At 63.7% G+C, this 26,373-nt stretch carries 28 protein-coding genes; 8 read left to right on the top strand and 20 right to left on the bottom strand.

Going from position 1 to position 26,373, the window contains the following annotated elements:
* Positions 1 to 6: 6 nt before the first annotated feature.
* From era to folK, 9 genes are read right to left on the bottom strand one after another with little or no spacing between them, the layout of a single operon-like run.
* A complete protein-coding gene (gene era, locus QZZ02_RS04910; protein ID WP_291842758.1) occupies positions 7 to 951 on the bottom strand; it encodes a GTPase Era in 945 nt (314 codons plus the stop codon).
* Positions 944 to 1,630, bottom strand: coding sequence for a ribonuclease III (gene rnc, locus QZZ02_RS04905; RefSeq protein WP_291842757.1), 687 nt, complete (start codon positions 1,628 to 1,630; stop codon positions 944 to 946). Before rnc ends, era begins: the two co-directional genes overlap by 8 nt.
* Positions 1,623 to 2,051: a holo-ACP synthase gene (gene acpS, locus QZZ02_RS04900; RefSeq protein WP_291842756.1), complete on the bottom strand. Its 429-nt coding sequence runs from the start codon at positions 2,049 to 2,051 to the stop codon at positions 1,623 to 1,625. The genes rnc and acpS overlap by 8 nt, the downstream gene beginning before the upstream one ends.
* Positions 2,048 to 2,413 (bottom strand): hypothetical protein, encoded by a 366-nt coding sequence (locus tag QZZ02_RS04895; protein WP_291842755.1) that lies wholly within the window; start codon positions 2,411 to 2,413, stop codon positions 2,048 to 2,050. The genes acpS and QZZ02_RS04895 overlap by 4 nt, the downstream gene beginning before the upstream one ends.
* Positions 2,410 to 3,159, bottom strand: a complete 750-nt coding sequence (locus QZZ02_RS04890; protein ID WP_291842754.1) for a pyridoxine 5'-phosphate synthase — start codon at positions 3,157 to 3,159, stop codon at positions 2,410 to 2,412. The genes QZZ02_RS04895 and QZZ02_RS04890 overlap by 4 nt, the downstream gene beginning before the upstream one ends.
* Positions 3,156 to 3,740 carry an orotate phosphoribosyltransferase gene (gene pyrE, locus QZZ02_RS04885; RefSeq protein ID WP_291842753.1) on the bottom strand — a complete coding sequence of 195 codons (585 nt, stop codon included), beginning with the start codon at positions 3,738 to 3,740 and terminating at the stop codon, positions 3,156 to 3,158. Before pyrE ends, QZZ02_RS04890 begins: the two co-directional genes overlap by 4 nt.
* Entirely contained in the window at positions 3,740 to 5,968 is a 2,229-nt protein-coding gene (locus QZZ02_RS04880) for a bifunctional (p)ppGpp synthetase/guanosine-3',5'-bis(diphosphate) 3'-pyrophosphohydrolase (RefSeq protein WP_291842752.1), read from the bottom strand. The genes pyrE and QZZ02_RS04880 overlap by 1 nt, the downstream gene beginning before the upstream one ends.
* Positions 5,969 to 5,974: 6 nt before the next feature.
* Entirely contained in the window at positions 5,975 to 6,346 is a 372-nt protein-coding gene (gene rpoZ / locus QZZ02_RS04875; protein WP_291842750.1) for a DNA-directed RNA polymerase subunit omega, read from the bottom strand.
* Positions 6,347 to 6,394: 48 nt separating this feature from the next.
* The gene (folK, locus tag QZZ02_RS04870) at positions 6,395 to 6,955 is read right to left on the bottom strand and encodes a 2-amino-4-hydroxy-6-hydroxymethyldihydropteridine diphosphokinase (RefSeq protein ID WP_291842815.1); all 561 of its coding nucleotides are present in this window, start codon (positions 6,953 to 6,955) and stop codon (positions 6,395 to 6,397) included.
* A gap of 36 nt (positions 6,956 to 6,991) precedes the next feature.
* On the opposite strand from folK, the gene QZZ02_RS04865 reads away from it, so the two are divergent.
* The 3 genes from QZZ02_RS04865 (at position 6,992) to QZZ02_RS04855 (ending at position 9,560) form a co-directional block, all read left to right on the top strand.
* Positions 6,992 to 7,531, top strand: a complete 540-nt coding sequence (locus QZZ02_RS04865; protein WP_291842748.1) for an NYN domain-containing protein — start codon at positions 6,992 to 6,994, stop codon at positions 7,529 to 7,531.
* 14 nt (positions 7,532 to 7,545) lie between these two features.
* The gene (locus tag QZZ02_RS04860) at positions 7,546 to 8,205 is read left to right on the top strand and encodes a uracil-DNA glycosylase (RefSeq protein WP_366511499.1); all 660 of its coding nucleotides are present in this window, start codon (positions 7,546 to 7,548) and stop codon (positions 8,203 to 8,205) included.
* 347 nt (positions 8,206 to 8,552) lie between these two features.
* Positions 8,553 to 9,560, top strand: a complete 1,008-nt coding sequence (locus QZZ02_RS04855; protein WP_291842745.1) for a GlxA family transcriptional regulator — start codon at positions 8,553 to 8,555, stop codon at positions 9,558 to 9,560.
* A 4-nt stretch (positions 9,561 to 9,564) separates the two neighbouring features.
* Here QZZ02_RS04855 and smpB read toward each other — a convergent pair whose 3' ends face one another.
* Positions 9,565 to 10,035 carry an SsrA-binding protein SmpB gene (gene smpB / locus QZZ02_RS04850; RefSeq protein WP_291842744.1) on the bottom strand — a complete coding sequence of 157 codons (471 nt, stop codon included), beginning with the start codon at positions 10,033 to 10,035 and terminating at the stop codon, positions 9,565 to 9,567.
* An 11-nt stretch (positions 10,036 to 10,046) separates the two neighbouring features.
* The gene (gene dapA, locus QZZ02_RS04845; protein WP_291842743.1) at positions 10,047 to 10,928 is read right to left on the bottom strand and encodes a 4-hydroxy-tetrahydrodipicolinate synthase; all 882 of its coding nucleotides are present in this window, start codon (positions 10,926 to 10,928) and stop codon (positions 10,047 to 10,049) included.
* 223 nt (positions 10,929 to 11,151) lie between these two features.
* On the opposite strand from dapA, the gene QZZ02_RS04840 reads away from it, so the two are divergent.
* Positions 11,152 to 13,134, top strand: coding sequence for a lytic transglycosylase domain-containing protein (locus tag QZZ02_RS04840; RefSeq protein WP_291842742.1), 1,983 nt, complete (start codon positions 11,152 to 11,154; stop codon positions 13,132 to 13,134).
* Positions 13,135 to 13,176: 42 nt separating this feature from the next.
* Here QZZ02_RS04840 and QZZ02_RS04835 read toward each other — a convergent pair whose 3' ends face one another.
* The 3 genes from QZZ02_RS04835 to QZZ02_RS04825 all read right to left on the bottom strand — a co-directional run bounded on the left by QZZ02_RS04835 (position 13,177) and on the right by QZZ02_RS04825 (position 15,077).
* The gene (locus QZZ02_RS04835; RefSeq protein WP_291842741.1) at positions 13,177 to 13,338 is read right to left on the bottom strand and encodes a hypothetical protein; all 162 of its coding nucleotides are present in this window, start codon (positions 13,336 to 13,338) and stop codon (positions 13,177 to 13,179) included.
* Positions 13,339 to 13,489: 151 nt separating this feature from the next.
* On the bottom strand, positions 13,490 to 13,948 hold the full coding sequence (locus QZZ02_RS04830; protein ID WP_291842739.1) for an XRE family transcriptional regulator: 459 nt from the start codon (positions 13,946 to 13,948) through the stop codon (positions 13,490 to 13,492).
* 139 nt (positions 13,949 to 14,087) lie between these two features.
* Positions 14,088 to 15,077 carry a threonine/serine dehydratase gene (locus QZZ02_RS04825; RefSeq protein WP_291842738.1) on the bottom strand — a complete coding sequence of 330 codons (990 nt, stop codon included), beginning with the start codon at positions 15,075 to 15,077 and terminating at the stop codon, positions 14,088 to 14,090.
* 162 nt (positions 15,078 to 15,239) lie between these two features.
* On the opposite strand from QZZ02_RS04825, the gene QZZ02_RS04820 reads away from it, so the two are divergent.
* The 3 genes from QZZ02_RS04820 to QZZ02_RS04810 all read left to right on the top strand — a co-directional run bounded on the left by QZZ02_RS04820 (position 15,240) and on the right by QZZ02_RS04810 (position 19,356).
* Positions 15,240 to 16,883, top strand: coding sequence for a long-chain-fatty-acid--CoA ligase (locus QZZ02_RS04820; protein ID WP_291842737.1), 1,644 nt, complete (start codon positions 15,240 to 15,242; stop codon positions 16,881 to 16,883).
* A 195-nt stretch (positions 16,884 to 17,078) separates the two neighbouring features.
* Positions 17,079 to 17,282 (top strand): superinfection immunity protein, encoded by a 204-nt coding sequence (locus QZZ02_RS04815; RefSeq protein WP_291842736.1) that lies wholly within the window; start codon positions 17,079 to 17,081, stop codon positions 17,280 to 17,282.
* A 331-nt stretch (positions 17,283 to 17,613) separates the two neighbouring features.
* Positions 17,614 to 19,356 (top strand): alpha/beta fold hydrolase, encoded by a 1,743-nt coding sequence (locus QZZ02_RS04810; RefSeq protein WP_291842735.1) that lies wholly within the window; start codon positions 17,614 to 17,616, stop codon positions 19,354 to 19,356.
* A gap of 93 nt (positions 19,357 to 19,449) precedes the next feature.
* Here the strand turns inward: QZZ02_RS04810 and QZZ02_RS04805 are convergent, their stop codons facing one another.
* Genes QZZ02_RS04805 through QZZ02_RS04790 form a run of 4 tightly spaced genes read right to left on the bottom strand, consistent with a single transcriptional unit; the run spans position 19,450 to position 23,176 of the window.
* A complete protein-coding gene (locus QZZ02_RS04805; protein ID WP_291842734.1) occupies positions 19,450 to 20,124 on the bottom strand; it encodes a nitroreductase family protein in 675 nt (224 codons plus the stop codon).
* A gap of 30 nt (positions 20,125 to 20,154) precedes the next feature.
* Positions 20,155 to 21,183: an L-threonine 3-dehydrogenase gene (tdh, locus tag QZZ02_RS04800; RefSeq protein ID WP_291842733.1), complete on the bottom strand. Its 1,029-nt coding sequence runs from the start codon at positions 21,181 to 21,183 to the stop codon at positions 20,155 to 20,157.
* Positions 21,180 to 22,019 (bottom strand): hypothetical protein, encoded by an 840-nt coding sequence (locus tag QZZ02_RS04795; protein WP_291842731.1) that lies wholly within the window; start codon positions 22,017 to 22,019, stop codon positions 21,180 to 21,182. Before QZZ02_RS04795 ends, tdh begins: the two co-directional genes overlap by 4 nt.
* A gap of 47 nt (positions 22,020 to 22,066) precedes the next feature.
* The gene (locus QZZ02_RS04790) at positions 22,067 to 23,176 is read right to left on the bottom strand and encodes an NAD(P)/FAD-dependent oxidoreductase (protein WP_291842729.1); all 1,110 of its coding nucleotides are present in this window, start codon (positions 23,174 to 23,176) and stop codon (positions 22,067 to 22,069) included.
* 122 nt (positions 23,177 to 23,298) lie between these two features.
* Here QZZ02_RS04790 and QZZ02_RS04785 point away from each other — a divergent pair, with 122 nt between their 5' ends.
* Complete coding sequence (locus tag QZZ02_RS04785) at positions 23,299 to 24,501, top strand: phage tail sheath C-terminal domain-containing protein (RefSeq protein WP_291842727.1); 1,203 nt, start codon at positions 23,299 to 23,301, stop codon at positions 24,499 to 24,501.
* 65 nt (positions 24,502 to 24,566) lie between these two features.
* Here QZZ02_RS04785 and QZZ02_RS04780 read toward each other — a convergent pair whose 3' ends face one another.
* Together QZZ02_RS04780 and QZZ02_RS04775 are read right to left on the bottom strand one after the other, a co-directional pair.
* A complete protein-coding gene (locus tag QZZ02_RS04780; RefSeq protein WP_291842726.1) occupies positions 24,567 to 25,745 on the bottom strand; it encodes a hypothetical protein in 1,179 nt (392 codons plus the stop codon).
* Between the two features lie 191 nt (positions 25,746 to 25,936).
* Complete coding sequence (locus tag QZZ02_RS04775; protein WP_291842725.1) at positions 25,937 to 26,323, bottom strand: hypothetical protein; 387 nt, start codon at positions 26,321 to 26,323, stop codon at positions 25,937 to 25,939.
* Positions 26,324 to 26,373 lie beyond the last annotated feature (50 nt).

Raw genomic sequence — 26,373 nt, 5'->3', positions numbered from 1 at the left:
CCAGCCCTAAACGTCGAAATCCAGCCCCACATCCTTGTAGTGCGAGCGCCGCGCCATCCATTTGGCGTCGACCTTCACATTGAGGAAGAGGTGGACCTTGCAGCCCAAGACCTCTTCCAGCTCCTTGCGGGAGGCTTCGCCGATCGCCTTGACGGCACTGCCGCCCTTGCCCAGCACGATGGGTTTCTGGGTTTCGCGCTCGACGATGATGGATTGCTCGATGCGCAAGGAGCCATCGCGCAGCTTCTTCCACACCTCGGTCTCGACCATGGAGACGTAGGGCAGCTCTTCGTGCAGGCGCAGATAGACTTTCTCGCGCGTGATCTCGGCGGCGAGGATGCGGGCCGGCAGGTCGGCGACCTGGTCGGCGGGATAGTGCCAGACACCTTCGGGCATGAGGCCCGAGATGAACTCCCGCAATTGCGGCACGCCGGAGCCGGTCTTGGCGGAGATCATGAAGACCTCGGAATAGACGCCGGTCTCATAGAGGTCCTGCGACATGGCGAGCAGCTGGTCGCGCGGCATCAGATCGACCTTGTTGAGAACCAGGATCGCCTTCTGCTCATTCTTGCGCAGGCCTTCGGTGACCCGGTCATCATCCTCGACCATGCGGCTGTCACCGCTCTTGGATCCGCCATGAGTGACGCGGGCGCGGGCCCCGGCATCGACAACATGCAGGATGGCATCGGCGTCACCGGCCCCGCTCCAGGCGGCCGCCACCATCGACTTGTCGAGCCGTGTCTTGGGCACGAACACGCCGGGCGTGTCGACCAGGACGATCTGGGTCTCGCCGGCCAGCGCCACGCCGCGCACGGCGAAACGGGTCGTCTGGACCTTGTGGGTAACGATGGTGACCTTCTCGCCAACCAGCGCGTTCACAAGCGTCGACTTGCCGGCATTGGGCGAACCGATGACCGCGGCAAAGCCGCAGCGTTTGGGAGTATCAGACATGCTGTCCTTCGCGTTTCAGCAGCTCCTCGGCGGCAGCCCGTTCGGCCGCCTGCTTGGAACCGCCCTCGCCCGTCGCGGGCGCCAGGGGGGTGACCGTGACTTCCACGGTGAAGACGGGCCGGTGATCCGGGCCCGAGCGTTCGGTAAGCTGGTAGCGCGGCACGCCAAGCCCAGCCTTGGCGGCCCATTCCTGCAGCGCTGATTTGCCGTCGGACGGCTTGGCCTTGAGCGCCTCGATGCGCGGACCCCAATGGCGATCAAAGAAGGCCTGGACGGCAGGCCGACCGCCATCGAGATAGATCGCCGCCATCAGCGACTCACAGGCATCGCCGAGAATGGAGTTCTTGTTGCGGCCGCCGCCCTTCTCTTCGGAGCGTCCGATCCGCAAGGCCGCACCGAGATCAACCTCGCGCGCCACATCCGCACAGGTTTCCTTGCGCACCATGGAATTGAGCCGCGGTGCCAGGGCGCCCTCGTCGGCCTTGTCGAACAGTTTGAACAGGGCTTCCGCCGTCATCAGGCCGAGCACGCGGTCGCCGAGAAATTCCAGGCGCTCATAGGTCGGAATGGTCTTGCGGCCTTCGGCAAAACTGCCATGCGTCAGGGCGCGCTCGATCAGGCTCTTGTCGGTGAAGACATGGCCGATGCGTGTCTCCAGCTGGGCAATCGGATCAACCATGGGCCATCCCGTCGAGATGATGACCCAGCGGGTGGACCTCGATGACCACAAAGGCCTGCGCCCAGGGATGGTCGTCCGTAATGGTGATGTGTGTGAAGGCCTGATAACCGGTCGGGGTCAGCGCCTGAAGCCGCTCCAGCGCCCGCCCCTTGAATTCCAGCGTCGGCTTGCCGCCGGGCAGGTTGACCACGCCGATCTCCTTCCAGGAAACCCCGCGCGCAATTCCGGTACCCAGCGCCTTGGCACCGGCCTCCTTGGCGGCAAAGCGCTTGGCATAGCTGGCCGCCCGCATGCGGCGCCTGTCCGACTTGGCCTGCTCGATCTCGGTGAAGACACGCTGGATAAAGCGGTCACCAAAGCGCTCGATCGAGTTCTCGATACGCCGAATATCCATCAGGTCTGAACCGAGGCCGATGATCATAGTCGCATTTTTCGCTGTGGCAGGAAGCGCGCGTACCAAGCCGCCTGCAATACGTAGATGGCAGCAATCACTTGGACGAAAATGCCGCCAAAATTAGTACCGAACGCTAAATGCATCGCGACTCCAACCAGCAGGACAGCGCCAGTCACCGAAAAGCCCAAGGAGTGGGCCCGCCAGACCAGATACAAACAGGCCATCAAAACGATCGCAAAGCCAGCCCAGGCGAGCTGCTCGGCCCCATATCGCAGAACCGCCAGACCCAAAGCGTACACAATCGCGATCAGGATCGCCGCGACACCTCCAAAAGTGCTGAACCTTGCCACGGTTTCGCGGGAAGGGAATATGTCACGCCAATTGCTCACGAGTCCTGCCCCGCCCGCGCCTCTTCAATCAGCCCGCGCATCGTCCCGACCGCTTCGCGCAGGCCGCGGAAGATGGCCTCGCCGATCAGGAAATGGCCAATATTGAGCTCGATCACTTCCGGGATGGCGGCAATCGGCTTGACGGTGTCATAGGTCAGGCCGTGACCGGCATGGACTTCCAGACCGCGTTCATGGGCGATCGTGGAGGCCGCCTGCAGGCGTTTGAGATGATGCTCGACCTTGGCCGTGTCGCCCGCGAGGAAAGCCTCGCAATAGGCGCCGGTATGGAGTTCCACGACCGCAGCCCCCATGGCTTCGGCGACCGCGATCTGGACCGGGTCCGGCTCGATGAAGAGCGAGACGCGGCAGCCGGCCTCGCCGAGCTGGCGGACATAGGGCGCGATTACGTTGTGGCCGGCGGCGACATCCAGCCCGCCCTCGGTGGTGCGCTCCTCGCGCTTTTCCGGGACAAGGCAGACCGCGTGCGGCTTGTGGCGCAGGGCGATGTCGAGCATTTCCGGCGTCGCCGCCATCTCCAGATTGAGCGGCAGGTCGATCTCGGCCATCAGCCGGTCGATATCGGTATCGGTGATATGGCGACGATCCTCGCGCAGATGCGCGGTAATCCCGTCGGCACCGGCCTCGGAGGCCTGGCGCGCGGCGCGCACCGGATCGGGATGCTCGCCACCGCGCGCATTCCGGATCGTGGCCACATGGTCGATATTGACGCCGAGACGAATGCTCATGCCAGGCCGCGGCTCCCCGGCTTGATGGCCGGGATGGCTTCCAGCTCCGGCGGTAGCTGGTCGGCGGGATAGGCCGGCACCTTGTATTCGGTCAGGGCGATCAGCGGCACGCCGACATCGGCCTCACCGCCGGAGCGGTCGACGAGGCAGGCCTCTGCAATCACCGTGGCGCCGGTCTTGTTGATCGCCTCGATGCATTCACGCGAGGACAGGCCCGTCGAGACAATGTCCTCGACCACGAGCACCTTGTCATCCTTGGTCAATTCGAAGCCGCGACGCAGGGTAAACTCGCCATTTTCACGCTCGACATAAAGCCCCTTGAGGCCCAGCTGACGCGCCATTTCATAGCCGGGTACGATGCCGCCGGTTGCCGGTGACACAATCACCGTCGGCGCATCACCCAGCTCCTCGCGCACCTTCGCGGCCAGGGCCTTGCACAGGCGCTCGGTCCGCTCCGGTTCGGAGAAGACCCGCGCCTTTTGCAGGAAGACCGCGCTGCGCAGGCCAGAGGAGAGAATGAAATGGCCCTCCAGGAGGGCACCGGCGGCGCGGAATTCGGCCAGGACTTCGTCACGGGTCATCAGTCTTTTATCTCCTCGACTTCCGCCCGCGCCCGCTCGGCCGAGACGACCGTCTCGCACATGCGGATCGCGGCCAGGATATTGGCCAGGTGGCGGGTATCGAAGACTTCAACATCGAACACCATGTCGAAGAAGTCGGCGGCCCGGTTACGTGTGGTGACGCTGGCGATATTGCCACGGTTTTCCGACACCGTCTTGGCGATCTCGGCCAGGGCGCCCGGTTCATTGTGCATGACCGCCTGGATGCGGGCGATCGAGACCGCATTGCCTTCAGCCTCTGCGGTCCAGCCAAGGTCGAGCCAGTCATCCATCGCATTTTCCTCGAACTGGGCGAGGCGTTCGCAGTCGATGGTGTGAATCTCGATGCCCTTGTCCTTGCGCAAAAGGCCGACAATCCGGTCGCCCGGCAACGGCGAGCAGCATTCCGCAAAATGCAGGGTCACGCCCTGGGTCAGACCGCGGCCGCGGACATAAAGGCGTGCCTTGGAATCCTGGATGAGATCACGACCGACCGTGTCGGGCCGCTCATCGAGCCGGCCCGGGAAGGCCGCGTTCAGCAAATCGCCGGACGAGATGCGGCCGCGGCCCAGCCGCTCATACATCTCGTTGATGTCCTTGACCTCAAGCCGCGCCATCGCGTCCTTGAGATCGCCTTCAATCAGGGTCCTGCCTTCGCGGCGGAAGGCGTGCTCGGCCATGATCTTGCCGATACGGTGGAATTCGTCGCGCTCGCTTTCGCGGATGAGGCGGCGGATGGCCGCCCGCGCCCGACCGGTGACGGCGAGATTTTCCCAGCCGGCCGGCGGCTGGCGCACGCCACCCTTCACGATCGAGACGACATCGCCATTGCGCAACTGGGTCCGCAGCGGGCGCTCGCGGCCATTGACCTTGGCAGCGACCGTGGTGTGTCCCAGTTCGGTGTGGACCGCATAGGCAAAATCAAGCGGCGTCGCGCCAACCGGCAGCGAAATCAGGTCGCCCTTGGGCGTGAAGCAATAGACCTGGTCTGCAAACATCTCGAGCTTGGCATGCTCGAGGAATTCTTCCGGATCGCCACCCTGGTTGAGAATTTCCAGGAAAGGGCGCAAGCGTTCCAGCGGGTCGCCACCGGCGGCCTGGGCCGCGTCAGCATCATAGTTGTAAGTCGAATTCTTGTAGCGCCAGTGCGCGGCAACGCCGCTTTCGGCCACCGATTCCATCTCTTCGGTACGGATCTGCAGCTCGACGCGAACATTCTTCGGCCCCATCACCGTGGTGTGAAGCGAGCGGTAGTTATTGGGCTTGGGCAGCGAAATGAAATCACGGAAACGCTCGGGCACGCAGCGCCAGGCCTGATGGATGACGCCGAGCGCGCGATAGCAGTCATCGGTCGTGTTGACGATCAGGCGGAAGGCATAGATGTCGGCGATTTCCTCGAAGGTCAGCCCCTTGCGCTCCAGCTTGCGCCAGATCGAATAAGGCCGCTTCTCGCGCCCGAATATCCGGCCGTCAATGCCGGCCTGGGCGAGACTGTCGGTCATCGCAGCAGAGACGGCCGACACCTCCTGGGCATGGGCCTCCCGCAAGCGCTTCAGCCGAGTATTGATCGATTCATGGCCGGCCGGATTGACGTGTTCGAAGGCCAGGTCCTCGAGTTCGACACAGACCCGGTTGATCCCGATCCGGCGCGCCAGCGGGGCGTAGATCTCCAGCGTCTCCAACGCAATCCGCTCGCGCTTGTCCGGCCGCGAGATCGCGTCCAGCGTGCGCATATTGTGCAGACGATCACACAGTTTGACGATCAGGACGCGGACATCGGCCGAGATCGCGACGACAAGCTTCTGGAGATTCTCCGCCTGTTTGGTGCGCTTGGACCGAAGCTCCATCTGGCCCAGCTTGGTGACGCCATCAACCAGGCCGGCAACTTCGTCAGAGAAGGCATCGGTCAGGTCTTCCAGGGTCGCCGGCGTGTCCTCGACCGTGTCGTGGAGCAGGCCGGTGCACACCGTGGCCACATCCATGCGCAGGTCGGCGAGGATCATCGCGACCTGGGCGACATGGGCAAAATAGGGTTCGCCCGACTGGCGGCGCTGTGGCCGGTGGGCTTCCTCGGCAAAGTCATAGGCCCGCCGAACGAAGTCGGCATCGACTTTGGGGAAGTACCGGCGGATGCGCGCGATCAGCTCGTCCGCACTGGGTATGGCGGGCGGCGACGATGCCAGATCGGGTGACGTCGCGCCGGAAGTCAAGACGGGTTAGAGGCGGCCGTCAGGCGCGCCGTCCCGGTCGTTTTGCAACGCCTTGAGCATCTCGGCTTCATCGAGCTCGACCGGCGGAGCCGGCAGGGCTTCGAGCTGCTGGCCGCGCTCTTCGCGGGCGGACTCTTCCTCGTCCTCACTCGGCAGCACGCGCTGCAGACCATTGATGAGGCTGTCCTTCAGCGCATCCATGTCGAGCGTTTCGTCGGCAATCTCGCGCAGGGCAACGACCGGATTCTTGTCATTGTCGCGGTCAATCGTCAGCTCGGAACCGGCCGAGATGTTGCGGGCACGGTGCGCCGCCATCAGAACCAGGCGGAAACGATTGGGAATTTTGTCAATGCAGTCTTCGACGGTAACGCGAGCCATGCGCGCGAACTCCTTGAACCAGCGCTAGAGGTTTTGGAACCGCGTTACCTAATCCCCCTGCCCTGCAAAAGCAAGGCTGTCGGGTGAGAGTTTTCCGGCCTCTTGCAGCTTGTATGTTGCGCTGCGATCCGCCTGCGGCAGGGCCTCGATCAGGGCGTCTATGCTGCGCTTGCTGACCGGGTCGCACCAATTCGGCGCAATTTCGGCCAGCGGCAGCAGCACAAAGGCCCGCTGGCTCGCCCGGGGATGCGGAATGACGAGCCCGTCTTCAGCGCCGAATTGCTCGCCCCGGCAATCGATCAGGTCAAGATCGAGCGGTCGGGGCGCATTGCGCACACCGCGTTCGCGACCGAAATCCGCCTCGATCCGATGCAGCGTATCGAGGATGTCGCGGGCGCTGCGCCCGGAGCGGACAGCAACCACCGCATTGACGTAAGGCGGGTCGGACGGATCCGGCCAGGCCGGGCTGTGCCAGTCCGAGGACGCGGCAAAAACCGGCAGCCCGGCCGCATCCAGCGCCGCCCGGGCGCGGGCCAGCGTCTCGCGCGGGCTACACGCGCCCAGTGGCAGGTTGGCGCCAAGCGCGATATAAATCGCTTCAGATTGCATCACCTTATTCACCATTGCGGTTCCAAGGATATTCCCATGGCCTTTTACCCTGACGAGCGCATCGGTCTTTTCATTGATGGCGCGAACCTGTTCTCGACTACCAAGGCGCTTGATTTCGACATCGATTTCAAACGCCTTCTCGATGAGTTCCGCAAGCGTGGCAAGCTGATCCGGGCCAATTACTACACCGCCCTTCTGGAGCAGGAGGATTATAATCCCCTGCGCCCGCTGGTCGACTGGCTCGACTATAACGGCTTCTCGGTGATCACGAAGCCGGCCAAGGAATATACCGACGAAAACGGCCGCCGCCGGATCAAGGGCGACATGGACATCGAGCTTGCGGTCGACATGCTCGAAGCCGCCACCTATCTCGATCACATCATCCTGTTCTCCGGGGATGGCGATTTCCGCTATGCCCTCGCCGCGGCCCGCGCCAAGGGCGCGCGCATTTCGGTGGTGTCCTCGCTGAAGACCAGCCCGTCGATGATCTCCGACGATCTGAGGCGTGAAGCCGATGCCTTCATCGAACTCGACGACCTGCGCGCGATGATCGGTCGCGCCGGCGGCAATTCTTGAGTGCTGCCGCTGCAATGCCGGAAACGCCACCCGAAGCCCCGCTCGACTGCCCGCTCTGCCCGCGCCTGGTTGCCTTTCGGGAGGCGAGCGCGCGCGAGCATCCGGAATGGCATAATGCGCCCGTCAAATCCTTCGGCCCGGATCAGGCCCGGCTCCTGATCATCGGCCTGGCGCCCGGCCTGCGCGGTGCCAACCGGACCGGTCGCCCTTTCACCGGTGACTGGGCGGGCGACCTGCTCTACGCCACGCTCGCCCGTTTCGGTTTGTCGCGCGGCACCTATGCCAGCCACGCCGAAGACGGTGTCGAGCTGGTTGATACGATGATCACCAATGCGGTGCGCTGCGTGCCGCCGGAAAACAAGCCGGTCGGAGCCGAGGCCAGCGCCTGCCGCCCCTTCCTGACGAGCCGGATCGCGGCCATGCCGCGGCTCAAGGCCATTCTCTGCCTCGGCAAGATCTCTCACGACAACACGCTGCGCGCGCTCGGCCTGCCGCTCAAGACGGCTACCTTCGGCCACGCGGCCACCGCCGAACTGGCCGGCCCGAACGGACCCGTCCGACTCTTCGACAGCTATCATTGCTCGCGCTACAACACGAATACCGGGCGGCTGACCGAGGCCATGTTCGATGCGGTCTTCGCCGACATCCGGGCCTGGCTCGACACCCAGCCCTGATTTTCTGCCGTCTGTTCATAGTTAACGGACGGCATGCCAGGCCTGGTGCTGCCGGGCCATATCCCGCTCAGCTCGTCTCTGGCTTGGCAGAAAGTTCAGGGCTGCAAGCCCGGCATGTCCTGAACGGGATGATGGCGGGCTCGAACCTGTCGCGGCTGCCGGGATTGCATGATCCAGCGACTTCGTCGCGACAGGTCGCGAGAGCGTCGGCGGCAACCGGTTGCCCCGACCCCGGGCATGTCGCATTGATGACATGTTCCGGCGCTAGCGTCGCGGCATTAACCTTTAATCGCGTTTCCAGCTGTTTGTGCTGGATAAACCGACCCGACAATGGCACAAACTACCACATGCTCCCCTTTTCTGCCAAACCGCAACAAGTTGAAAGCTGCATCGCCTTTCTCACCTATCCCGGTGTGAAATTGCTGGATGTGACCGGCCCACTGCAGGTCTTCGAGGATGCCAACAAGCTTCTCGACCGCATCGCCTATGCCACACCCATTGCATCCTATTATGGCGGACCGATCGAGACCGATGCCGGTGTGCTGCTCAATACGCGCCGCCTGGCGGGCGTCGGGCTGGATGAATCCGACACATTGATGATTGCCGGTGGCGCCGGCGTGCATGCCGCCTGCCGCGATGCCCGCCTGGTCCAAGCCGTCCAGCGATCTGCCGAGAAGGCAGGCCGCGTGTCCTCGACCTGTACCGGCGCCTTCCTGCTCGGTGCGGCCGGCCTGCTCGACGGCAAGCGTGCCGTCACCCATTGGCGCCATTGCGACCAGCTCGCGGAAGACTGTCCGGACTGTGATGTTGATCCCGACCCGATCTTCATCGAGGACGGCCGGGTCTGGACGTCGGCCGGGGTCACGGCCGGCATCGATCTCGCCCTCGCCATGGTCGAGCGCGATCATGGCCGCGACCTGGCGCTCGAACTGGCGCGCTCGCTGCTGGTCTATGTCAAACGCCCCGGCGGCCAGTCACAGTTTTCCGAGGCCCTGAAACAGCAAAAGCGTTCGGCCACCGGTCGCTTCGACGCGCTGCATTTCTGGATGAAGGACAACCTCACTGCGGACCTCAAGGTCGAGGCCCTGGCCGAACGGTCGGGCATGAGCCCGCGCAACTTCGCCCGCCTCTACACCGAGGACACCGGCATGACCCCGGCGCGTGCGGTCGAGCAGTTCCGGGTCGATGCCGCCCGGGCGATGCTGGAAAACCCCAATGTCTCGATCAAGACCGTCGCCAACCAGACCGGGTTCGGCAATGACGAGCGCATGCGGCGCTCCTTCGCGCGACTTCTCGGTGTCACTCCGCAGGCCTATCGCGAACGCTTTGCGGTGGATGTGACGACGGGCGTGTGAAGGCCTAGCCGTAATTCTTCATCAGGCGCGATTTCTGCTTGTTCCACTCGCGATCCTTGATCGTCTGCCGCTTGTCGATCGTCTTCTTGCCGGTCGCGAGGCCGATCTGGAGCTTGGCCAGGCCGCGATCATTGAAATACAGCCGCAGCGGAACGATGGTCCGGCCCTGCTGCGTCGCCGCCCCGGCCAGTCTCGCGATCTCCTTCTGCTTGAGCAGGAGTTTGCGGTGCCGGCGCGGCTCGTGATTGAAGCGATTGGCCGGACCGTAGGGCGGAATGTCGGCATTGATCAGCCACAGGCCCTCGCGCTCGGGGCTGACATAGCTCTCGGCGATATTGGCACGCCCCTCGCGCAGGGATTTGACCTCTGAGCCCATCAGCATGAGGCCGGCCTCAAATGTCTCTTCGATTTCATAGTCAAAACGGGCGCGCCGGTTAACGGCGACGGGCCCGGTTTCGCTTTTGGGTTTGCTCATGGCGCTTTCTATCAGGCCTGTTCAAGCAGGCCGGCATGGACGAGTGCGGCCCGGACTGCCGCGTTGGACGCCTCATTCGGCTCGGTCAGCGGCAGGCGCACTTCGGTATTCATCACACCCAGGACCGACATGGCATATTTGGTCGGTCCGGGGCTGGACGAGGTGAACAGGGCGTGGTGCAGGGGCATCAGGCGATCATTGAGCGCCCGCGCTGTCTCCCAGTCTCCGGCCAATGTGGCGTCCTGGAACTGCGCACACAAGGCCGGCGCCACATTCGACGTCACCGAGATCGCACCGACACCGCCGGTGGCATTGAATCCCAAAGCGGTCGGATCATCCCCGGAGAGCTGGACAAACCCGTCCCCGATCAGGCGACGGTGCGCCGAAACGCGCGCCATATCGCCGGTCGCGTCCTTGATCCCGACGACACGCTCCAGCCCGGCAATCCGGGCGACGGTCTCGGCCTGAACGTCGATCACGGTGCGACCCGGGACATTGTAGAGAATGATCGGCAGCTCGACCGCGTCATGGATGGCCTTGAAATGCCGGAACAGGCCTTCCGCATTCGGCTTGTTGTAATACGGCGCAACCACAAGCCCGGCATCGGCGCCGATCGCTTTTGCGCGCTGCTGGTTCTCGATCGCCACTGCCGTATTGTTTGATCCCGTGCCGGCGATCACGGGCACCCGCCCGGCCGCCGCCTCGACGACGATCTCGACCACACGCATGTGTTCCTCAAAGGTCAGGGTCGCGCTTTCGCCGGTCGTGCCACAGGGTACCAAGCCATGCGTGCCGGCCGCAATCTGGCGCTCCGTGAGCGCCGCAACGGCAGCTTCGTCAACGGCCCCGTTCTTGAATGGGGTGACGAGCGCAGTGATGGACCCTTTGAACATGTTTCATTCCCGGATACGTGCAAATCAGCGCGCGACCATATCGACCGCGCGGCACACGGCCAAGTGTTCTTGTCAAGTCTGGACAGGGACCCGGAATTGCTGTGATGATAAGTGTACCAGTCGGTCAGAGAGTGTCCCGTTTGCCATGATCGCACGTTGCCTAGCCGCGCTTGTGATGCTTGCCGTCTCGGTCCCCGCCGCAGCGCAAGTCCCGACGCCCCGCATGCGTCCGGAACCCGTGAATTTTTCCCAATACCTGTCGGACGCCGATTTCACCCGTTTCCGCGAAGGTCTGGACGCGGCAGACGATGACGACTGGGAACGCGTTCGCGAGCTCCGGCTGGAGCTGACCGACACGGCCGCCCGCGACACCCTGTTGTGGCGGATCGCGCTTGGTGATGCCCGCGCCAGTTTCCTGGAACTCGATCTCGCCCTCAGCGAACTTGATAACTGGCCGCGCGACAGCTTCATACGCTCCGAAGCGGAGTCGAAGATCGACAGCTCCGGACTTTCAGCGCCCTTCATTGTGTCCTGGTTCGAAGCGACACCGCCGACCACCGGTCGCGGCAGTGTCAGCTTCGCCGAGGCGCTGATCCGGGTCGGTCGCATCACCGAAGGCGAAAACCTGCTGCGCGAAACCTGGCGCTCGGGACGTCTCGCCAGCACGATCCAGAGTGAGACCTACCAGCGCCACAGCGATCTCTTCACCGAGGAAGATCACATGGCCCGGATCGATTATCTGATCTGGTCCAATCAGCGCACGCTTGCGCGCCGCGTCCTGCCGCTGCTGTCCGGCAATAATCGCGATCTGGCCGATGCCCGCTTGCGCCTCTCCGGTCGCCAGAGCGGCGTTGACCGCGCGGTTGACAGGATTCCGGCCAGCCTCTCGAACGATCCCGGCCTGGTCTTCGAGCGTGCCCGCTGGCGTCGCCGTTCGGGCATGCGCGACAGCACCCTGCCGCTGCTGCTGCAACTGCCTGACAGTCACACCGATGTGACCGCACTCGAGCTGATGTGGACCGAGCGCAAGCTGATGATCCTGACGCTGATCCGCGACCAGGAATACGAGACGGCCTACCAGCTGGCCCGCGCCCACGGCATGAATGCCGGTGCCGATTTTGCCGATGCCGAATTCCTCGCCGGCTGGCTGGCCCTGGTCCATCTTGATCGGCCCGACGAGGCCCTCGCTCACTTCACCCGCCTGCGCGACAATGTCTCGACCCCGGTCAGCCAGTCGCGTGGCTCCTACTGGATGGCGCGCGCGCTCGACACGCTGGGCCGCCCGGACGAGGCTGCCGTACTCTATGCAGAAGCCGGCCAGCATTCGACCGCCTATTACGGTCAGATCGCCCTCACCCAGCTGACCGATAGCAGCGGCGTGCTGAGCCTGGAGCGGGATCCCGAGCCGACACCGGAAACCATTGTGCGTTTCGAAGCGCGCCCGCTGGTTCGCGCCATGCGTCTGCTGGCCGAGCAGGACGAGGAATACTATTTCCGCCTGTTCAGCTACCGGCTCGATGACCAGCTTGCCGATCCGCAGGAAGCGGTTCTGCTGTCACGGCTGGCCAGCAATTATCTCTATCTGCGCCAATCAGTGCGCGCCGCAAAAGCGGCCCGGCTGCGCGGTATCATCCTGCCGCAAAGCGCCTACCCGACCATCGCCCTGCCACCGCAGACCAATGCGCGCGCCCAACGCCCCGAAGACGCGCTGGTGATGTCGATCATTCGCCAGGAAACCGAATTCGGGCAGCATGCCGTGTCCGGAGCCGGTGCCCGCGGCATGATGCAGTTGATGCCGGCAACCGCCGCGGCGACGGCCCGCGAACTGGGTGAAAGCTATCGCTTCAGCTGGCTGACCGACGATCTCGACTACAACCTCACCCTCGCCATGCATCACCTAGCCGATGTGGTGGATGATTATGACGGTTCCTACGTGCTCGCCCTGGCCGCCTACAATGCCGGTGCCCACCGTGCCAATCGCTGGATCGAGGATTATGGCGATCCACGGGACCCGGATGTCGACCCGGTTGACTGGGTGGAAAGCATCCCATTCTCGGAAACGCGAAACTACGTCCAGCGTGTCATGGAGAACCTTCAGGTCTACCGCTCGCGTCTCAATGACGATGCGGCCGTCCCACTGCTCATCGAGGATGATTTGCAACGCGGCGGCTTGCCGGTAAGGATCATGGTTGATCCGGAGAATTAGGGCGCCCCGCGCTCAGGACGCCGCTTCCCTGCCGGTCACGCGTCAGGCGATCGACGCGATGACGGGGATGGCCGCGATCGAACCGGGCAGACCAATACACCCACGGCGCAGGGTCATCAGTTCACCCATGATCGCCGCCACCCGGATCGCGGCCGCAGCCCACCCGCCGGTGATGAGCTTGATGACGAGGGGTTTCACACCCATCCTGAATTCGCCCGGCACCGCAATCCCGACCGCGATCAATGCGCCGCCAGCCGGCGTCAGACCGATAGGCCCGGTGAATGCAAGACGAGCCCTGCAGATCGAAAGCACGGCTCACCGGCAATGATGCACACGACAGCGCTGCGCCCGACGGCTACCCGGCGCTGACCTGCCGGTCGGCGTAGCGGGTGATGACCTCGATAATCACGACGGTCATGCCATGCGCCACGGCGCCAACGGTCCACCAGATGATCGGCCACAGCATGACCGCGCTGGAACCGATGCCGATGTTGATCCCGGCGAAGACAACCATGCCCATCACATAGCTGGCGAGATGGATCCAGAGCGACAATCGCAACGCAGCCCGGGTTTTCTCATTCTTGGCTCGAACCATATCCGTCGCTTCCAGCTCAGGATCGATACACAGGGCCAGGACATCGATATTGAATGCGGCGGCCAGCGCCATGAGCGATTCCCGCGAGGCCGCTTCCCCATTCTCGATGCGCTGCACGGTTCGCAGGCCAATGCCCGCGAGTTCGGCGAGGTGCTCCTGCGACCAGCGCCGCTCTTCGCGCCAGCGTTTGATCTTTGCTGCGTCCGCCTTGAAAGCCATGAAAGTCTCCTGTTCGGCCGTTGGGGTTCGTCTGTGCTCCCAGACCGGCCCCAAAGACCAGACGAGCAGCTGCCGGGCCACGTCAACCCTGCGCCAGTCGCACGCCATGCCCCCGCCACAAGCCCGCCAATCGCAGGTTTCAGGCCCTCGCCAGGGCCCGTTCAAACACCGCGCGATCCACATTGCCTCCGGTCGCCAGGACACACACCGTCTTGCCGGCGATGTCGATCTTGCCGGACAGGACCGCGGCCAGCGCGGCAACACCGCCCGGCTCGACCACGATTTTGAGGTGACGCCAGGCCGCCGCCATGGCGTCGAGCGCATCATCATCACTGATCGCCGCTCCGCCCGTCAGCTGTGTCGAATTGAGCGCCCAGGTCAATGCGCCCGGTGTCGGCGTGATGATCGCATCGCAGATCGATCCGGTCAGACGTTCATTCGTCTCGCGTTGCCCGCTGGCAAGCGATCGACGATGATCATCAAAGCCTTCCGGCTCTGCAGCCCAGATCTCCACGCCGGGAAAGGCGTCGCGCATGGCGAGCCCGACCCCGGCAATCAGTCCGCCACCGCCGGCACAGCACACAACAAGGTCAGGTGTCGCGCCGAGCACCTCAAGCTGCTCCGCCGCCTCAAGGCCCGCCGTGCCCTGCCCGGCAATGATGAAAGGGTCCTCATAGGGCGGCACCAGGATACGCCCTTCCGCGTCCGCGATCGCCTGTCCCATTGCCTCACGGCTCTCGGTAGCGCGGTCATAGGTGACCACTTCACCGCCCCAGAAAAGCACCCCCTCGACCTTGGAGCGCGGCGCATCCTCGGGCATCAGGATTTTGGCCGTCGTACCGTTGATCCGCGCTGCCGCTGCAACGCCCTGGGCATGATTGCCGGAGGAGTAGGCGAGGATGCCGCATTGCTTTTCAGCGTCCGTCAGGCGCGAGATCCGGTTGAAGGCGCCGCGAAACTTGAACGAGCCGGTACGCTGGAGACATTCGGCTTTCACAAAGATGCGGGCACCCGTCTCGGCGTCGAGCCTGTCATTGCTCAAGAGCGGTGTGACCACCGCATGGCCGGCGAGCCTGTCCGCCGCGTCGAGAATGTCCGTCATGGCAGGCAGGTCAGCAGGGCGGGTCACAGGCAGCACTCCTCGACTGGACGCGGCGCCACAAGACGCCATATCTGCGAAAAACGCATAAGCAATTCAAGCCGATTGAGCAAAGGGATTGCGCCGTGGCGCGATAGACCGTTTGATTGGCAAAACACAAACGAACCAACGGTTGATATTCAGGGGAAAAACATGACTTTGCGCGCACACATGATGGACTGTCCGCTCATGATCTCGGACATCCTGGTCCACGCGGCAAAATGCCATGGCGATCAGGAAATCGTAACGCGACTGCCTGAAAGCGGGCAAATCCATCGCCAGAATTATGCTCAGACCCATGAGCGCACCAAGCAGCTGGCCAACGCCCTGCAAAAGAAACTCAAGATCCGCGAAGGCGACCGGGTCGCCACGATAGCCTGGAACTCGCACCGGCATTTCGAGCTCTATTACGCCATTTCCGGCATCGGCGCGGTCGTCCACACGGTCAATCCGCGCCTCGATCCGAAACAGCTGATCTGGATGCTCGATCACGCCCAGTCGAAGACGGTCTTCTTCGACAAGCAGTTCGCGCCGCTCATCGACGCCATCTCCAAGGCCTGCAAATCGGTCAAGAACTGGGTCCTGATGACCGACAAGACCCATCTCGACGGCGTCCAGACCAAGTGCAAGAGCTATGAAGAGCTGATCGCCGACCACTCGACTGACTTCGACTGGCCGGTCTTCGACGAATTTGCCGCCGCCGGCCTGTGCTACACGTCCGGCACGACGGGCGATCCCAAGGGCGTGCTCTATTCGCACCGCTCCAACGTGCTGCACGCCATGGCCTGTGCCGCATCCGACGTCATCGGCGTCGGTGCCCGCGGAACCCTGCTGCCGGTGGTACCGATGTTCCACGTCAATGCCTGGGGCATTCCCTATGCCGCGCCCATGAACGGCGCCAAGCTGGTCATGCCGGGCGCGCAGATGGACGGGGCCAGCATCCACGAGCTGATCGCCAGCGAGAAGGTCAATTATGTCGCCGGTGTACCGACCGTCTGGCTCGGCCTGCTCAATTACCTGGATGCCGAAGGCAAGCGGATCGACACGGTCGAACGCGTGCTGATCGGAGGCTCCGCCCTGCCGGAAGCCCTGCTGCGCGCCTATGAGGACAAGTATGGTGTGACCATGCAGCAAGGCTGGGGCATGACCGAAATGAGCCCGCTGGGCACGGTCAACGCCCTCCTGCCCAAGCATGAAGGTCTCGATCGCGAGGAGATCATCAAGATCAAGCTGAAACAGGGCCGCCTCGTCTTCGGGGTCGGCATGCGCATTGTCGATGATGAAGGCAAGGAACTGCCCTGGGATGGCAAATCGTCGGGCCATGTCCAGGTTCGCGGACCGTGGATTGCGTCGGGCTATTATCGCGGCGCCGGGGCCGAGAGCTTCACCGATGATGGCTGGTTTGAAACCGGCGATGTCGCGCATCTGGACGGCAATGGCTTCATGACCATTACCGACCGCTCCAAGGATGTCATCAAGACCGGCGGCGAGTGGATTTCCTCGATCGACCTCGAGAATGCCGCCATGGGTCATCCCTCGGTCGCCATGGCCGCCGCCGTCGGCATGCCGCACCCCAAATGGCAGGAACGCCCGCTCCTTGTCGTCCAGCTCAAGCCAGGCGCCGAGCCGGACGGCGCCTCGATCATCGACTATCTGCGCGGTGAAGTGCCGAAATGGTGGCTGCCCGACGCGGTCGAGTTCATCGAGGAAATGCCGATCGGCGCGACCGGCAAGATCCTCAAGACCAAGCTGCGGGAAATCTACAAGGATTACGAATTCCCGACCGTCGACGCGTAGGCGCGGCGACGGGCTGTATGATCAAGCCCCGTCCCATCGGTCGGGGCTTTTTCGTGGTGGCAATCTGACGCGGGACTTAAATCGGTTTAATCCCCCCTACTCCTCCCTTGTGCGGCTTCGCAACCCCTCCTACATTCATATCGAAATTCGATATGCCCCGAAACAAGACACAGAGGGGCAAATGGAGACAGGACAATGGAGGTTTACATCATGGGTGGAGAAGTCGCGGTGATCGGCCTGCTGGCCTATTTCCTGCCGACCCTGATCGGCCTTCTGCGTGGTCACGACAACACGTTTGCGATCTTCCTGACCAACCTGCTCCTGGGTTGGACCTTCATCGGCTGGATTGTCGCTTTCATCTGGTCGTTCACAGCCATCCGCCGGCGCGTGCGGGCCTAGAGGTTTCCCCAAGACCTCGACTCACGGGCTGACCGCCCAGCCTCACACCCCAATGGTCAGCCTCGGCAAACGCGCCTACCCCAACCGGCCCCAAACCGGACAATGCTGCGCCCGGATCGCCCCCATCGATCCGGGCGCTTTTTGTTCGGGCCAAGCACTTCATTTAGACAAGCATCAAAATAATGCTTGCTTTCATTTTGATAATTAGCTAATTATAAATTTGAACGAGGGCCACACCGTCCACCCGACTGCAGGCCCAAGCGTCCATCACCGCCAGCTCACCGCCCATAGCGAGCGACCGCTTCCGGCTGGCCAGATACCGGAGGACAAAATGCCGATTATCCAACACATCTCACCCTGGCTGACAGGCCTGATGATCCTGCTATTGGTGGCCATGGGGTCGGCATCAGGTGACGAGAGGCCGAACGTTCCGCCATCCGGCGACTGGCTCGGCGTGCTCACAACACCTGGTGGCGAGCTGCGTCTTCTGGTCACCGCGACCGAACAGCCCGATGGCAGCTATCGCGGTCAGCTGGAAAGCCTCGACCAGGCTCCCGGACAGAAAATCCCGATGAGCGAGTTCGCCATTGATGGCGACACGATGCGCTTTGCTATCGCCGCCATGGGCGCCTCCTATACTGGCAACTGGAATGACGAAACCCAGCGCTATGAAGGCGAATTCAGCCAGGGCATGAGCCTTCCCCTCGCCTTCGCCCGCCCCGAGGCTATCGAGGTGACCGTGATCGACGGCATGGATGGCGTCTGGGAAGGCCTGCTGGTGCGCGGCGACACTGAGCTCGCCTTCACGCTCAACATCGAGACGGGCGAAGACGGTACGATCGTCACGCTCGATTCCGTAACCCAGGCGGCCTATGGCATTCCGGTTACCGACGTCATGCGTGATGGAGCTGCCTTCGGTTTTCGGGTTCCCGCCGCCAATGTGACCTATCGCGGCACGCTGAACGCCGCGGGTAACAGGCTGACCGGTCAGTGGATCCGCCCCGGCTTTCCCGACGCCGAAGTCAGTTTCGAGCGCACCGCCGAGATCGTCACCGGTCCCCATCGCCCGCAGGAGCCGGTGGGCCCCTTCCCTTATGCCATCGAGCCCATTCGCTTCGACAATCCCGAGGCCGAGGGCGTCACCCTGGCCGGTACGCTGACCATCCCGGCTGGCGACGGCCCCTTCCCGGCCGCCATCCTGATCTCCGGCTCGGGACCCCAGGATCGCGACGAGACCGTGTGGACCCATCGCCCCTTCGCCGTGCTGGCCGATCACCTCACCCGCAACGGCATCGCCGTGCTGCGCTATGATGATCGCGGCTTTGCCGAGTCGACCGGCGATTTCGCAGCCTCGACCTCCATGGATTCTGCCTCTGACACCGAGGCCGCACTGGCCTGGCTCAGGACCCGCCCGGAGATCGCCACAAGCGCGATCGGCCTTATCGGACACAGCGAGGGCGGACTGATCGCCCCGATCGTTGCTGCGGATAATGACGCAGTCGCCTTCCTTGTGCTGCTGGCCGGTCCCGGCACCACTGGTGAGCAGATCATCCTGGACCAGTCGCTCGCGGCCGCCCGCGCCGGTGGTCGAAGCGAGGAGGACCTGGACGTGCTGGCACAGCTGATCCCGCAAATCACCGGCACGGTCAGCGCAGCGGCAAATGAAACCGAAGCCCGGACAGCGCTGACGGCGCTCCTGTCTGATGAGACCCTCGCCCTGCTCGGCGCAACACCGGCCCAGCGCGAGCTGCTGGTCGGTCAGAATGTCCGCCCCTGGCAGCGCAATTTCCTGCAGCATGATCCGGCTGATTATCTGCCGCGGCTCGACCAGCCGGTCCTGGCCCTGAATGGCTCGCTGGACCTGCAGATCGTGCCGGGCCCCAATCTCGCCGGGCTGGAAGCCGGGCTGATGGGCAATCCGGATGCAATTGTGCGCGAGCTGGACGGTCTCAACCACATGTTCCAGACGGCGCAGACCGGCACGATCGCCGAATACGCCGAGATCGAGGAAACCTTCGCCCCGCACGCGCTCGAGCTGATCACGGACTGGATCACGGCGCGTTTCGCTGACTGAGTGCAGCGCTATTGGGGACAGGTATGATTAACGCGCCAACGCGTTAATCATACCTGTCCCCAGCTCGTCTCTGTCCCCAGCTCGTCTCTGACCTCAGAGCCAGGTCGTGATTTCGTCGAGGCTTTTCTTGACGAGCGCGTGTTCCGGCACAGTGGCGTCCTCGGCCGGATAGCCGCCGACGATCAGCATGTAGGGCTTTTCCTCGACCGGGCGCTCGCAGACCTCATTGAGGAAACGCATCGGATTGGGCGTGTGGGTCAGGGTGACCAGGCCGGCCTCGTGCAGGGCCGCCAAGAGGAAGCCGCAGGCAATGCCGACGCTTTCATGGATGTAGTAATTCTTCTTGTCCTGGCCGACCTGTTCCCCGCCGCGTTTCTGGGCGAAGACGGCAATCAGGACCGGGGCATGCTCGAGGAAGGGCTTGCTGGCATCCGTGCCCAGCGGCGCCAGGGCATCGAGCCATTCCTGCGGCGCCTTGCCATCGTAGAAGGCCTTTTCCTCGGCCTCGGCGGCCTCACGCAAGGCCTTGCGCTTGGCGGGATCGCTGAGCACCACGAAATGCCAGGGCTGGTGATTGGCGCCCGACGGGGCCGAGCCGGCCGCCATGATCGCCTGTTCAATCACCGCCCGTTCGACCGGCTTGTCCGAATAGTCCCGCACCGTGCGACGACGCAGCAGGTTCTGCGTGAACCGGCTGACCCGCTCGCGCATCTCGGCTTCGGGATACTGGACGTAATTCTCAAGCGGAATGCGTTTTTCCGTACCCATCAGGACCCTCCCCGACCCGTCTGACAGTGATCAATCCCAGTCCAGCACCACCTTGCCGGACTTGCCGGCGCGCATGGCGTCGAAACCCTTCTGGTATTCGTCCGCCTTGTAGCGGTGGGTGATGATGCGCGAGACATCGAGACCGCTCTCGAGCATGGCGATCATCTTGTACCAGGTCTCGAACATCTCGCGGCCATAAATGCCCTTCAGCGTGATCGCCTTGAGCACGAGCTGGCCGAAATCGACCTCGATCGGCTTGGACGGCAGGCCGAGCATGGCGACCTTGCCGCCCATCACCATATTGTCGAGCATCGAGCCGAAGGCCTGCGGCGCGCCTGACATTTCAAGCCCGACATCGAAGCCCTCGGTCATGCCAAGTGATTTGGCGACGTCCTCAATCTTCTCCTTCGAGACATCGACAGTGCGGATCTTCGGCGCGACCTGGCTGGCCAGGTGCAGGCGGTGGGTATTGATATCGGTCAGCACGACATGGCGGGCGCCGACATGGCGCGCGATCGCGGCGGCCATGATGCCGATCGGACCGGCCCCGGTGATCAGCACGTCCTCACCGACCAGGTCAAACTGGAGCGCCGTGTGCACCGCATTGCCGAGCGGATCGAGAATGGCGCCGATCTCGTCGGGCACGTCTTCCGGCAGCGGCACGACATTGAAGGCCGGAAGCTTCATGTATTCGGCAAAGGCGCCGGGGATATTCACCCCGACACCACGGGTTTCCGGATCGAGATGGAATCGCCCGGCGCGCGCGGCACGGCTGGTGACGCCAACCACATGCCCCTCGCCGGAGACACGCTGACCGACCCTGACCCGGGTCACGTTCGAACCGGTATCGACGATCTCGCCGGCATATTCATGGCCGACGACCATGGGCGTGGGCACATTCTTGGCGGCCCAGTCATCCCAGTTGTAGATATGGATGTCGGTGCCGCAGATCGCGGTCCGCTTGATCTTGATCAGGACATCATCCGGGCCGATCTGCGGCTCCGGGACGTCTTCCATCCAGATGCCTTCTTCCGGCTTGGCTTTGACCAGGGCTTTCATGCCGTTTCCTCACCTCGTGGCGTCCCCGTCTTGGCGGGTTTGTCGCGAAGATACATCACCGCTGCGGCGGGGAAAGTGAGCATCATCGGAATGAGCAGTATGGACATCAGCTCGGCGACATGACCGTTCGATCCGCTGATCCAGGTTGCCAGCACGGCCAGGCCTCCCAGGCCCGCCGGGATGGCCAGGATGCGACGCCGGTCCATCCACAGCATGGCCGCCATCCAGAACGCATAGGCGGCGATCAGCCCCCATTTGATCCAGGTGTCGATGCGCAGTATTTCGATCCGCACCGGCAGAAAGCTGTCGAAGGCATAGGAGACCAGCTCGGCCTCGGCGCTGGCCTCGTCGAAATACCCGCTTGGCAGGCAATCGCGCAGAACGACGCTGTCCCGGCCGTCAGGCGGTTCAATGTCGGGGCCGCAGACCGGGTTCTCGATCTCGGCAAGAATGCCGTTGATCGTGTCGTTCTCCTGCCAGTCGGCGGGAATGGTGGCGAGCGCCAGACCCAGGCCGACCAGGGCGAGGAAGCGTCCCCGCAGGGCCATGCCGAGAAAGAAGACTGCGGCCATGCCGGCATAGGCGAGCGGGAAGAACCAGTCGAGGAACTGAACCTCGACCAGCCAGGCGCGCAATTCAGCGGCGTCTTCGCCGCGCAGGAAGGCGATATCGTCGATGTTTTCTGCAAATTCCAGGGCCAGAATGGGGGTCTTGAACCCGTCCGCCATCGGCGCGCTGCCCAGATCCGGCGGTGAACCGAACAGGACCAGCGGGAAAGCCAGCGTGGCCAGGGTCAGGACCAGTGTGGCCATGAAGGCCCAGCGTGCAGGTGTCATCTCATCCCCCCTTTGTAAGCCGCATTGTGGCCCCTCGCCGGGCGTGATCAAGCGGTCAATCGTTCCGCCACCGTTTCGCCGATCGCCAGCGAGGCCGTCAGCCCCGGACTCTCGATACCGAACAGGGTTATGAGCCCCGCCACGCCATGCCTGTCGGCGCCGTCGATGCGGAAATCGGGATGCGGCTCGCCCGGACCATGCAGCTTGGGGCGGATACCGGCATAATCCGGCATCAGGGCGCCATCGGGCAGACCGGGCCAGAAACGTCGGGCCGTCTTATAGAAGGCCTCGGCCCGCTCCGGATCGACCGTGTAATCTTCGGTCTCGACAAAGGCGAGGTCCGGCCCGAAACGCGCCTGCCCGCCCAGATCGCGGCGATAATGCGTGCCCAATGCGCCCGGAATCGGCAACGGATAGACAAGGCGCGAGAACGGCGCCTTGCCGGACAGGGTGAAATAGACACCCTTGCCATAGTGCAGCGGCGGGATTGCTGCGGCGGGAAATGTCTCGACTTGCCCGGCGGCCGCCTGCGCGCCCAGCCCGGCGGCGATCACCAGATAGCGTGTCGTGACTTCGGTAGCGTGCTCGCCACCCGTGCGAACGACAAAACCGCCGCCCTTGAGCGGCGTCGCGCCGGCGAAGGGTGTATTGACCGCAATGGCTCCGCCATGCCCGGCAATCTCGCCGGCGAGCGCGTCCATGTAGGCGTGGGCATCCATGACACCGCTCTCCCCTGAGAGCAGCGCAGCCTCAACCCTCAGCTCCGGCTCCAGCGCCCGGGCCTCGGCGCCGCTGAGCCGTCGCATGCCGCCAACCTGGTTGGTATTGGCCTGGTCGAGAATGGCATCAAGCCGTTCGATCTCGTGCGGCTCGGTCGCGACGACCAGCTTGCCGCATTTCTCGTGCGGCAGGTGATGATGCTCCAGAAAGGCATAGAGCATCATCCGGCCGGCGACGCAGAGCCGCGCCTTCAGCGATCCGGTCGGATAGTAGAGCCCGCCATGAATGACTTCGGAATTGCGCGAGGAGATCCCCTGGCCAATCTTCGCTTCGGCTTCCAGCACAATGGTCTCATGCCCGCGCCGGGCGAAGGCACGCCCGGTCGCCAGCCCGACAGCCCCGCCTCCGACGATGATCGCATCTGTCTCGAATGCCATGGCGGCACACTCCTCCGGGCCGGATTTTCGACTCACCCCATGATTGTACCGCGACTCGCGCGGGTAAATGGGGCAGGTTGCTATCTGCAACACCCATCGACAACTGCCGCGGAGCCGATGCCATGAATCGTCGCCACCTGCTGATCTCAGCCGCCGCCACAGCGGCATCAACCGCTCTGCTGCCATCCGCGATGGCCCAGCGCCAGCCAAGATCGGGGCTCCCGGTTACGCAGCGCCATCCAGGCGTCTATGTTGACCAGGGAAGTAATCCCGCAACGACGACCTTCATCCCGAGAGCTCTCGATCTGGCGGTTTTTGTCGGGCCACTGGCATCCGACCTGCCCACGGGCAGTCTGGCGCAAACCGTCCCGGGCATGCCCCTTCCCCCCGGGTTTGATCTCGCCGCTCCCGTCGTGGACGCCTTTCGCGCGCAAGGCGGCGAGCGAGCGCTGCTGGTCCATGCCGGCGACAATGAGGACGGCCTGCCCGACTATGACGCGGCCCTCGACGCGCTGGATGCCCAAACCGACACGGCATTCACGCTGATCTACCTGGTTGGTGCGACGGGCCCGGCAGATGCGCCCGATCTGGCCCTGACCTCACTCTATCAACGGGCCCTGCTCTCGGCCCGGGCAGGATTTGCCACCCTGATCATCGACGCTCCGGACGAGTCCGACGACTATGAACGCTGGCGGGTCATGCTGGGTATCACCGATCCCGACATCGCCGCCTATGCACCTTGGCTGGTCAATGCGCGGGGCGAGCGCCTGCCGCCCGGGCCTGCCGTGATGGGGCGCATCATGGCGACGACCGCCAGCGACGGGGTCTGGAAGGCTCCCGCCGGACTGGATGCACAAATCCTGTATCACATGACCCGACCGCTCGACCCGTCGGACCTGGATACGTTCAACCGGGCCCATGTCAATCCGATCCGGACGGCCCCGCAATACGGCACGGTCCTTTGGGGCGCCCGCACCTTTTCGGACACCTCAGATACCATCTATCTGCCCGTGCGCCGCCTGCAACGCTGGATCGAGGCGAGCCTGCCAGACTCGCTGGCCTGGACCCGCGGAGAGCCCAATGCGCCAGCACTCTGGGCGGCTGTGATCGCGGAGATCGAGGTTTTCCTGACCGGACTCTATCGGGATGGCGCGTTCATGGGCGCCACGCCGGACCAGTCCTATTTCGTGCAATGCGGGCTGGGCTCGACCATGACCCAGACCGATATCGACGCCGGGCAAGTCGTTGTGCAGATCGGCGTCGCGCCCGTCCGACCGGCAGAATTTGTCATCATCGCATACCAGATGTCACTGGAGGACGGCTGACAACGGCCAAGAGGAAGCCGCCCAGCATGCGGGCCGGGCGGTTTCCTTGTGACTATCCTTATCGATCAACCCTCTGCCGCGCTGACCGGCGGGAAGATCCGGCCCAGTGGTCCTGCCTGGGGGATCGGCATCAGCAGGACGCGGCGGACCGGGTTCCAGGCGGCACCCAGCAGGACCACGACCCCGCCCAGAACGAGCAGGGTCACGGCGATGACGGCACCGGCGCCGAGATCGGACGAATTGACAATCACCCCGATCGAGACACCCGCCGTGACCAGTCCGGAGACGATCAGGGCGCGGCGGTTGATCAGCAGTGAGACCAGGGCAAAAAGACCAATCACGGTCAGGGCCGTGACGGCCAGCCGCAGAGATTCCGCGCTGTCCGACGCCATGGCGGCAAACAGGTTGAGGTTTTCAGGATTGGCAAAATCGCTTTCCTGGAAGGTCCAGCCGGTCTGGGTGAGGTTCAGCACAGCGCCCAGCAGGACAGGCGCCGCGAAGAAGTGGAGCCAGAAGGCGGTGCCGGACAGGCGCGTCTCGCGGCCCGGATCACGGGCGTCAAACAGGATGCCGGCCAGCAGCAGGGCACCACCGGCAGCGACATTGATGGTCGGCGCCCAGACGATCACCGTATAGGGGTCGATCGCCAGCAGGGTCATCACGGCGGTCAGCACCACGCCAACCCCCATCAGCCCTCCGGCGAACGGCAGACGGTAGCTGACATAATAGGCCGTGACCGGCAGCAGGAAAGCGAGGCCGAACACGATCGGCATGAAGCGGATCGAGGCCGGCAATTGCGCCAGAACCATCATCACGGCCTCACGGCCGAACTCCATGTTGTCGACGCCTTCCCCGGCGCGTTCGAAGCTCGACTCGGTGAGGCCCGCCCCGTGGATCAGGAATTGGGCATAGCCCCAGACCAGTACGATCATCGTCGCCACACCGAACACGCCCGACAGGACGATGCCCGGCAGGATGCGGCGTTGCTTGCCGACCAGAAGGGCCGACAGCAGCCAGGCAAAAATCGCGATTCCCCCAATCAGCGCCATCAGCGCGTTCTGGAAGGCCTGCTCGCCCTCATCGAGGCCGAGTCCGGCCAGGACCTGGCCGGCGCCGACGCCGAGACCGCCGAGCAGGATCAAGACCCCGATCGTGGTGAAAATGTCGTGGAAATTGTTCAGGAAAGGCAACATCTCGTCCGATGGACGCGCGCTGCTAGCTCGCACTTCGCTGGTATCCGTCATGGCAGTCCCCTGTTCACGTTACCCGTGTGATGCCCCCAAGCGATCATTCGGATGCAGATTTCGCCAAGAAAGCGAGTCTGACCGGAGGACAATACGCGTATTCGGGGAAAGCGTCAGGGGGAATAGGGTGGGTGGCGTCCCCTCGTCTCGAGCGCAAACCGGCGCCGTGATCACGGCGCCGGTCGCAAGCCCTATCGGGCGACAGGTCGGCTGGCTTCCAGTATGGGAAGACCGGCCTCGGTCGGGATGTAGATCACGTCCTGGCCATTTTCGCCGAGCGACTGGATCCACAGATAGCGCAGATAGCCTTCCGGCCCGCCGAGCCCTTCAGCCACAATGGCATTGGCTTCCGCGACGCCTCGGGCCCGGGCGACTTCAGCCTGGGCATTGAGGCTTTCAGCCTCAAGCCGTGCCTGGGCTTCCAGGACGGCGATGCGCCGGTTCTGCTCGGCGCGGACCAGCTCGGCCCGTCCGGCCAGCTCCTGCTGCCAGACGCCATATTGGGGAAGGCCCCACATCAGGGCACCGATGGATACGACAGCGAAGACCGCTGCCCCCACAAACAAGCCAAGTCTCATAGCCCCTCTCCTTCGATAAAGCTATTGAATGGAAACAACTTATCGAGTGG

It is taken from the genome of Maricaulis sp., assembly GCF_015665295.1.
Classification (GTDB): Bacteria; Pseudomonadota; Alphaproteobacteria; order Caulobacterales; family Maricaulaceae; genus Maricaulis.
Note: the sequence above shows the minus strand (reverse complement) of the source record. Positions and strands in the feature narration are given on the sequence as shown.

Bases quoted from the DNA above. Each gene is read 5' to 3' on its own strand.
- era (WP_291842758.1), bottom strand. From the start codon at position 951: ATGTCTGATACTCCCAAACGCTGCGGCTTTGCCGCGGTCATCGGTTCG.
- rnc (WP_291842757.1), bottom strand. From the start codon at position 1,630: ATGGTTGATCCGATTGCCCAGCTGGAGACACGCATCGGCCATGTCTTC.
- acpS (WP_291842756.1), bottom strand. From the start codon at position 2,051: ATGATCATCGGCCTCGGTTCAGACCTGATGGATATTCGGCGTATCGAG.
- QZZ02_RS04890 (WP_291842754.1), bottom strand. From the start codon at position 3,159: ATGAGCATTCGTCTCGGCGTCAATATCGACCATGTGGCCACGATCCGG.
- pyrE (WP_291842753.1), bottom strand. From the start codon at position 3,740: ATGACCCGTGACGAAGTCCTGGCCGAATTCCGCGCCGCCGGTGCCCTC.
- rpoZ (WP_291842750.1), bottom strand. From the start codon at position 6,346: ATGGCTCGCGTTACCGTCGAAGACTGCATTGACAAAATTCCCAATCGT.
- folK (WP_291842815.1), bottom strand. From the start codon at position 6,955: ATGCAATCTGAAGCGATTTATATCGCGCTTGGCGCCAACCTGCCACTG.
- QZZ02_RS04865 (WP_291842748.1), top strand. From the start codon at position 6,992: ATGGCCTTTTACCCTGACGAGCGCATCGGTCTTTTCATTGATGGCGCG.
- QZZ02_RS04860 (WP_366511499.1), top strand. From the start codon at position 7,546: ATGCCGGAAACGCCACCCGAAGCCCCGCTCGACTGCCCGCTCTGCCCG.
- QZZ02_RS04855 (WP_291842745.1), top strand. From the start codon at position 8,553: ATGCTCCCCTTTTCTGCCAAACCGCAACAAGTTGAAAGCTGCATCGCC.
- smpB (WP_291842744.1), bottom strand. From the start codon at position 10,035: ATGAGCAAACCCAAAAGCGAAACCGGGCCCGTCGCCGTTAACCGGCGC.
- dapA (WP_291842743.1), bottom strand. From the start codon at position 10,928: ATGTTCAAAGGGTCCATCACTGCGCTCGTCACCCCATTCAAGAACGGG.
- QZZ02_RS04840 (WP_291842742.1), top strand. From the start codon at position 11,152: ATGCGTCCGGAACCCGTGAATTTTTCCCAATACCTGTCGGACGCCGAT.
- QZZ02_RS04835 (WP_291842741.1), bottom strand. From the start codon at position 13,338: ATGGGTGTGAAACCCCTCGTCATCAAGCTCATCACCGGCGGGTGGGCT.
- QZZ02_RS04830 (WP_291842739.1), bottom strand. From the start codon at position 13,948: ATGGCTTTCAAGGCGGACGCAGCAAAGATCAAACGCTGGCGCGAAGAG.
- QZZ02_RS04820 (WP_291842737.1), top strand. From the start codon at position 15,240: ATGACTTTGCGCGCACACATGATGGACTGTCCGCTCATGATCTCGGAC.
- QZZ02_RS04815 (WP_291842736.1), top strand. From the start codon at position 17,079: ATGGAGGTTTACATCATGGGTGGAGAAGTCGCGGTGATCGGCCTGCTG.
- QZZ02_RS04810 (WP_291842735.1), top strand. From the start codon at position 17,614: ATGCCGATTATCCAACACATCTCACCCTGGCTGACAGGCCTGATGATC.
- QZZ02_RS04805 (WP_291842734.1), bottom strand. From the start codon at position 20,124: ATGGGTACGGAAAAACGCATTCCGCTTGAGAATTACGTCCAGTATCCC.
- tdh (WP_291842733.1), bottom strand. From the start codon at position 21,183: ATGAAAGCCCTGGTCAAAGCCAAGCCGGAAGAAGGCATCTGGATGGAA.
- QZZ02_RS04795 (WP_291842731.1), bottom strand. From the start codon at position 22,019: ATGACACCTGCACGCTGGGCCTTCATGGCCACACTGGTCCTGACCCTG.
- QZZ02_RS04790 (WP_291842729.1), bottom strand. From the start codon at position 23,176: ATGGCATTCGAGACAGATGCGATCATCGTCGGAGGCGGGGCTGTCGGG.
- QZZ02_RS04785 (WP_291842727.1), top strand. From the start codon at position 23,299: ATGAATCGTCGCCACCTGCTGATCTCAGCCGCCGCCACAGCGGCATCA.
- QZZ02_RS04780 (WP_291842726.1), bottom strand. From the start codon at position 25,745: ATGACGGATACCAGCGAAGTGCGAGCTAGCAGCGCGCGTCCATCGGAC.
- QZZ02_RS04775 (WP_291842725.1), bottom strand. From the start codon at position 26,323: ATGAGACTTGGCTTGTTTGTGGGGGCAGCGGTCTTCGCTGTCGTATCC.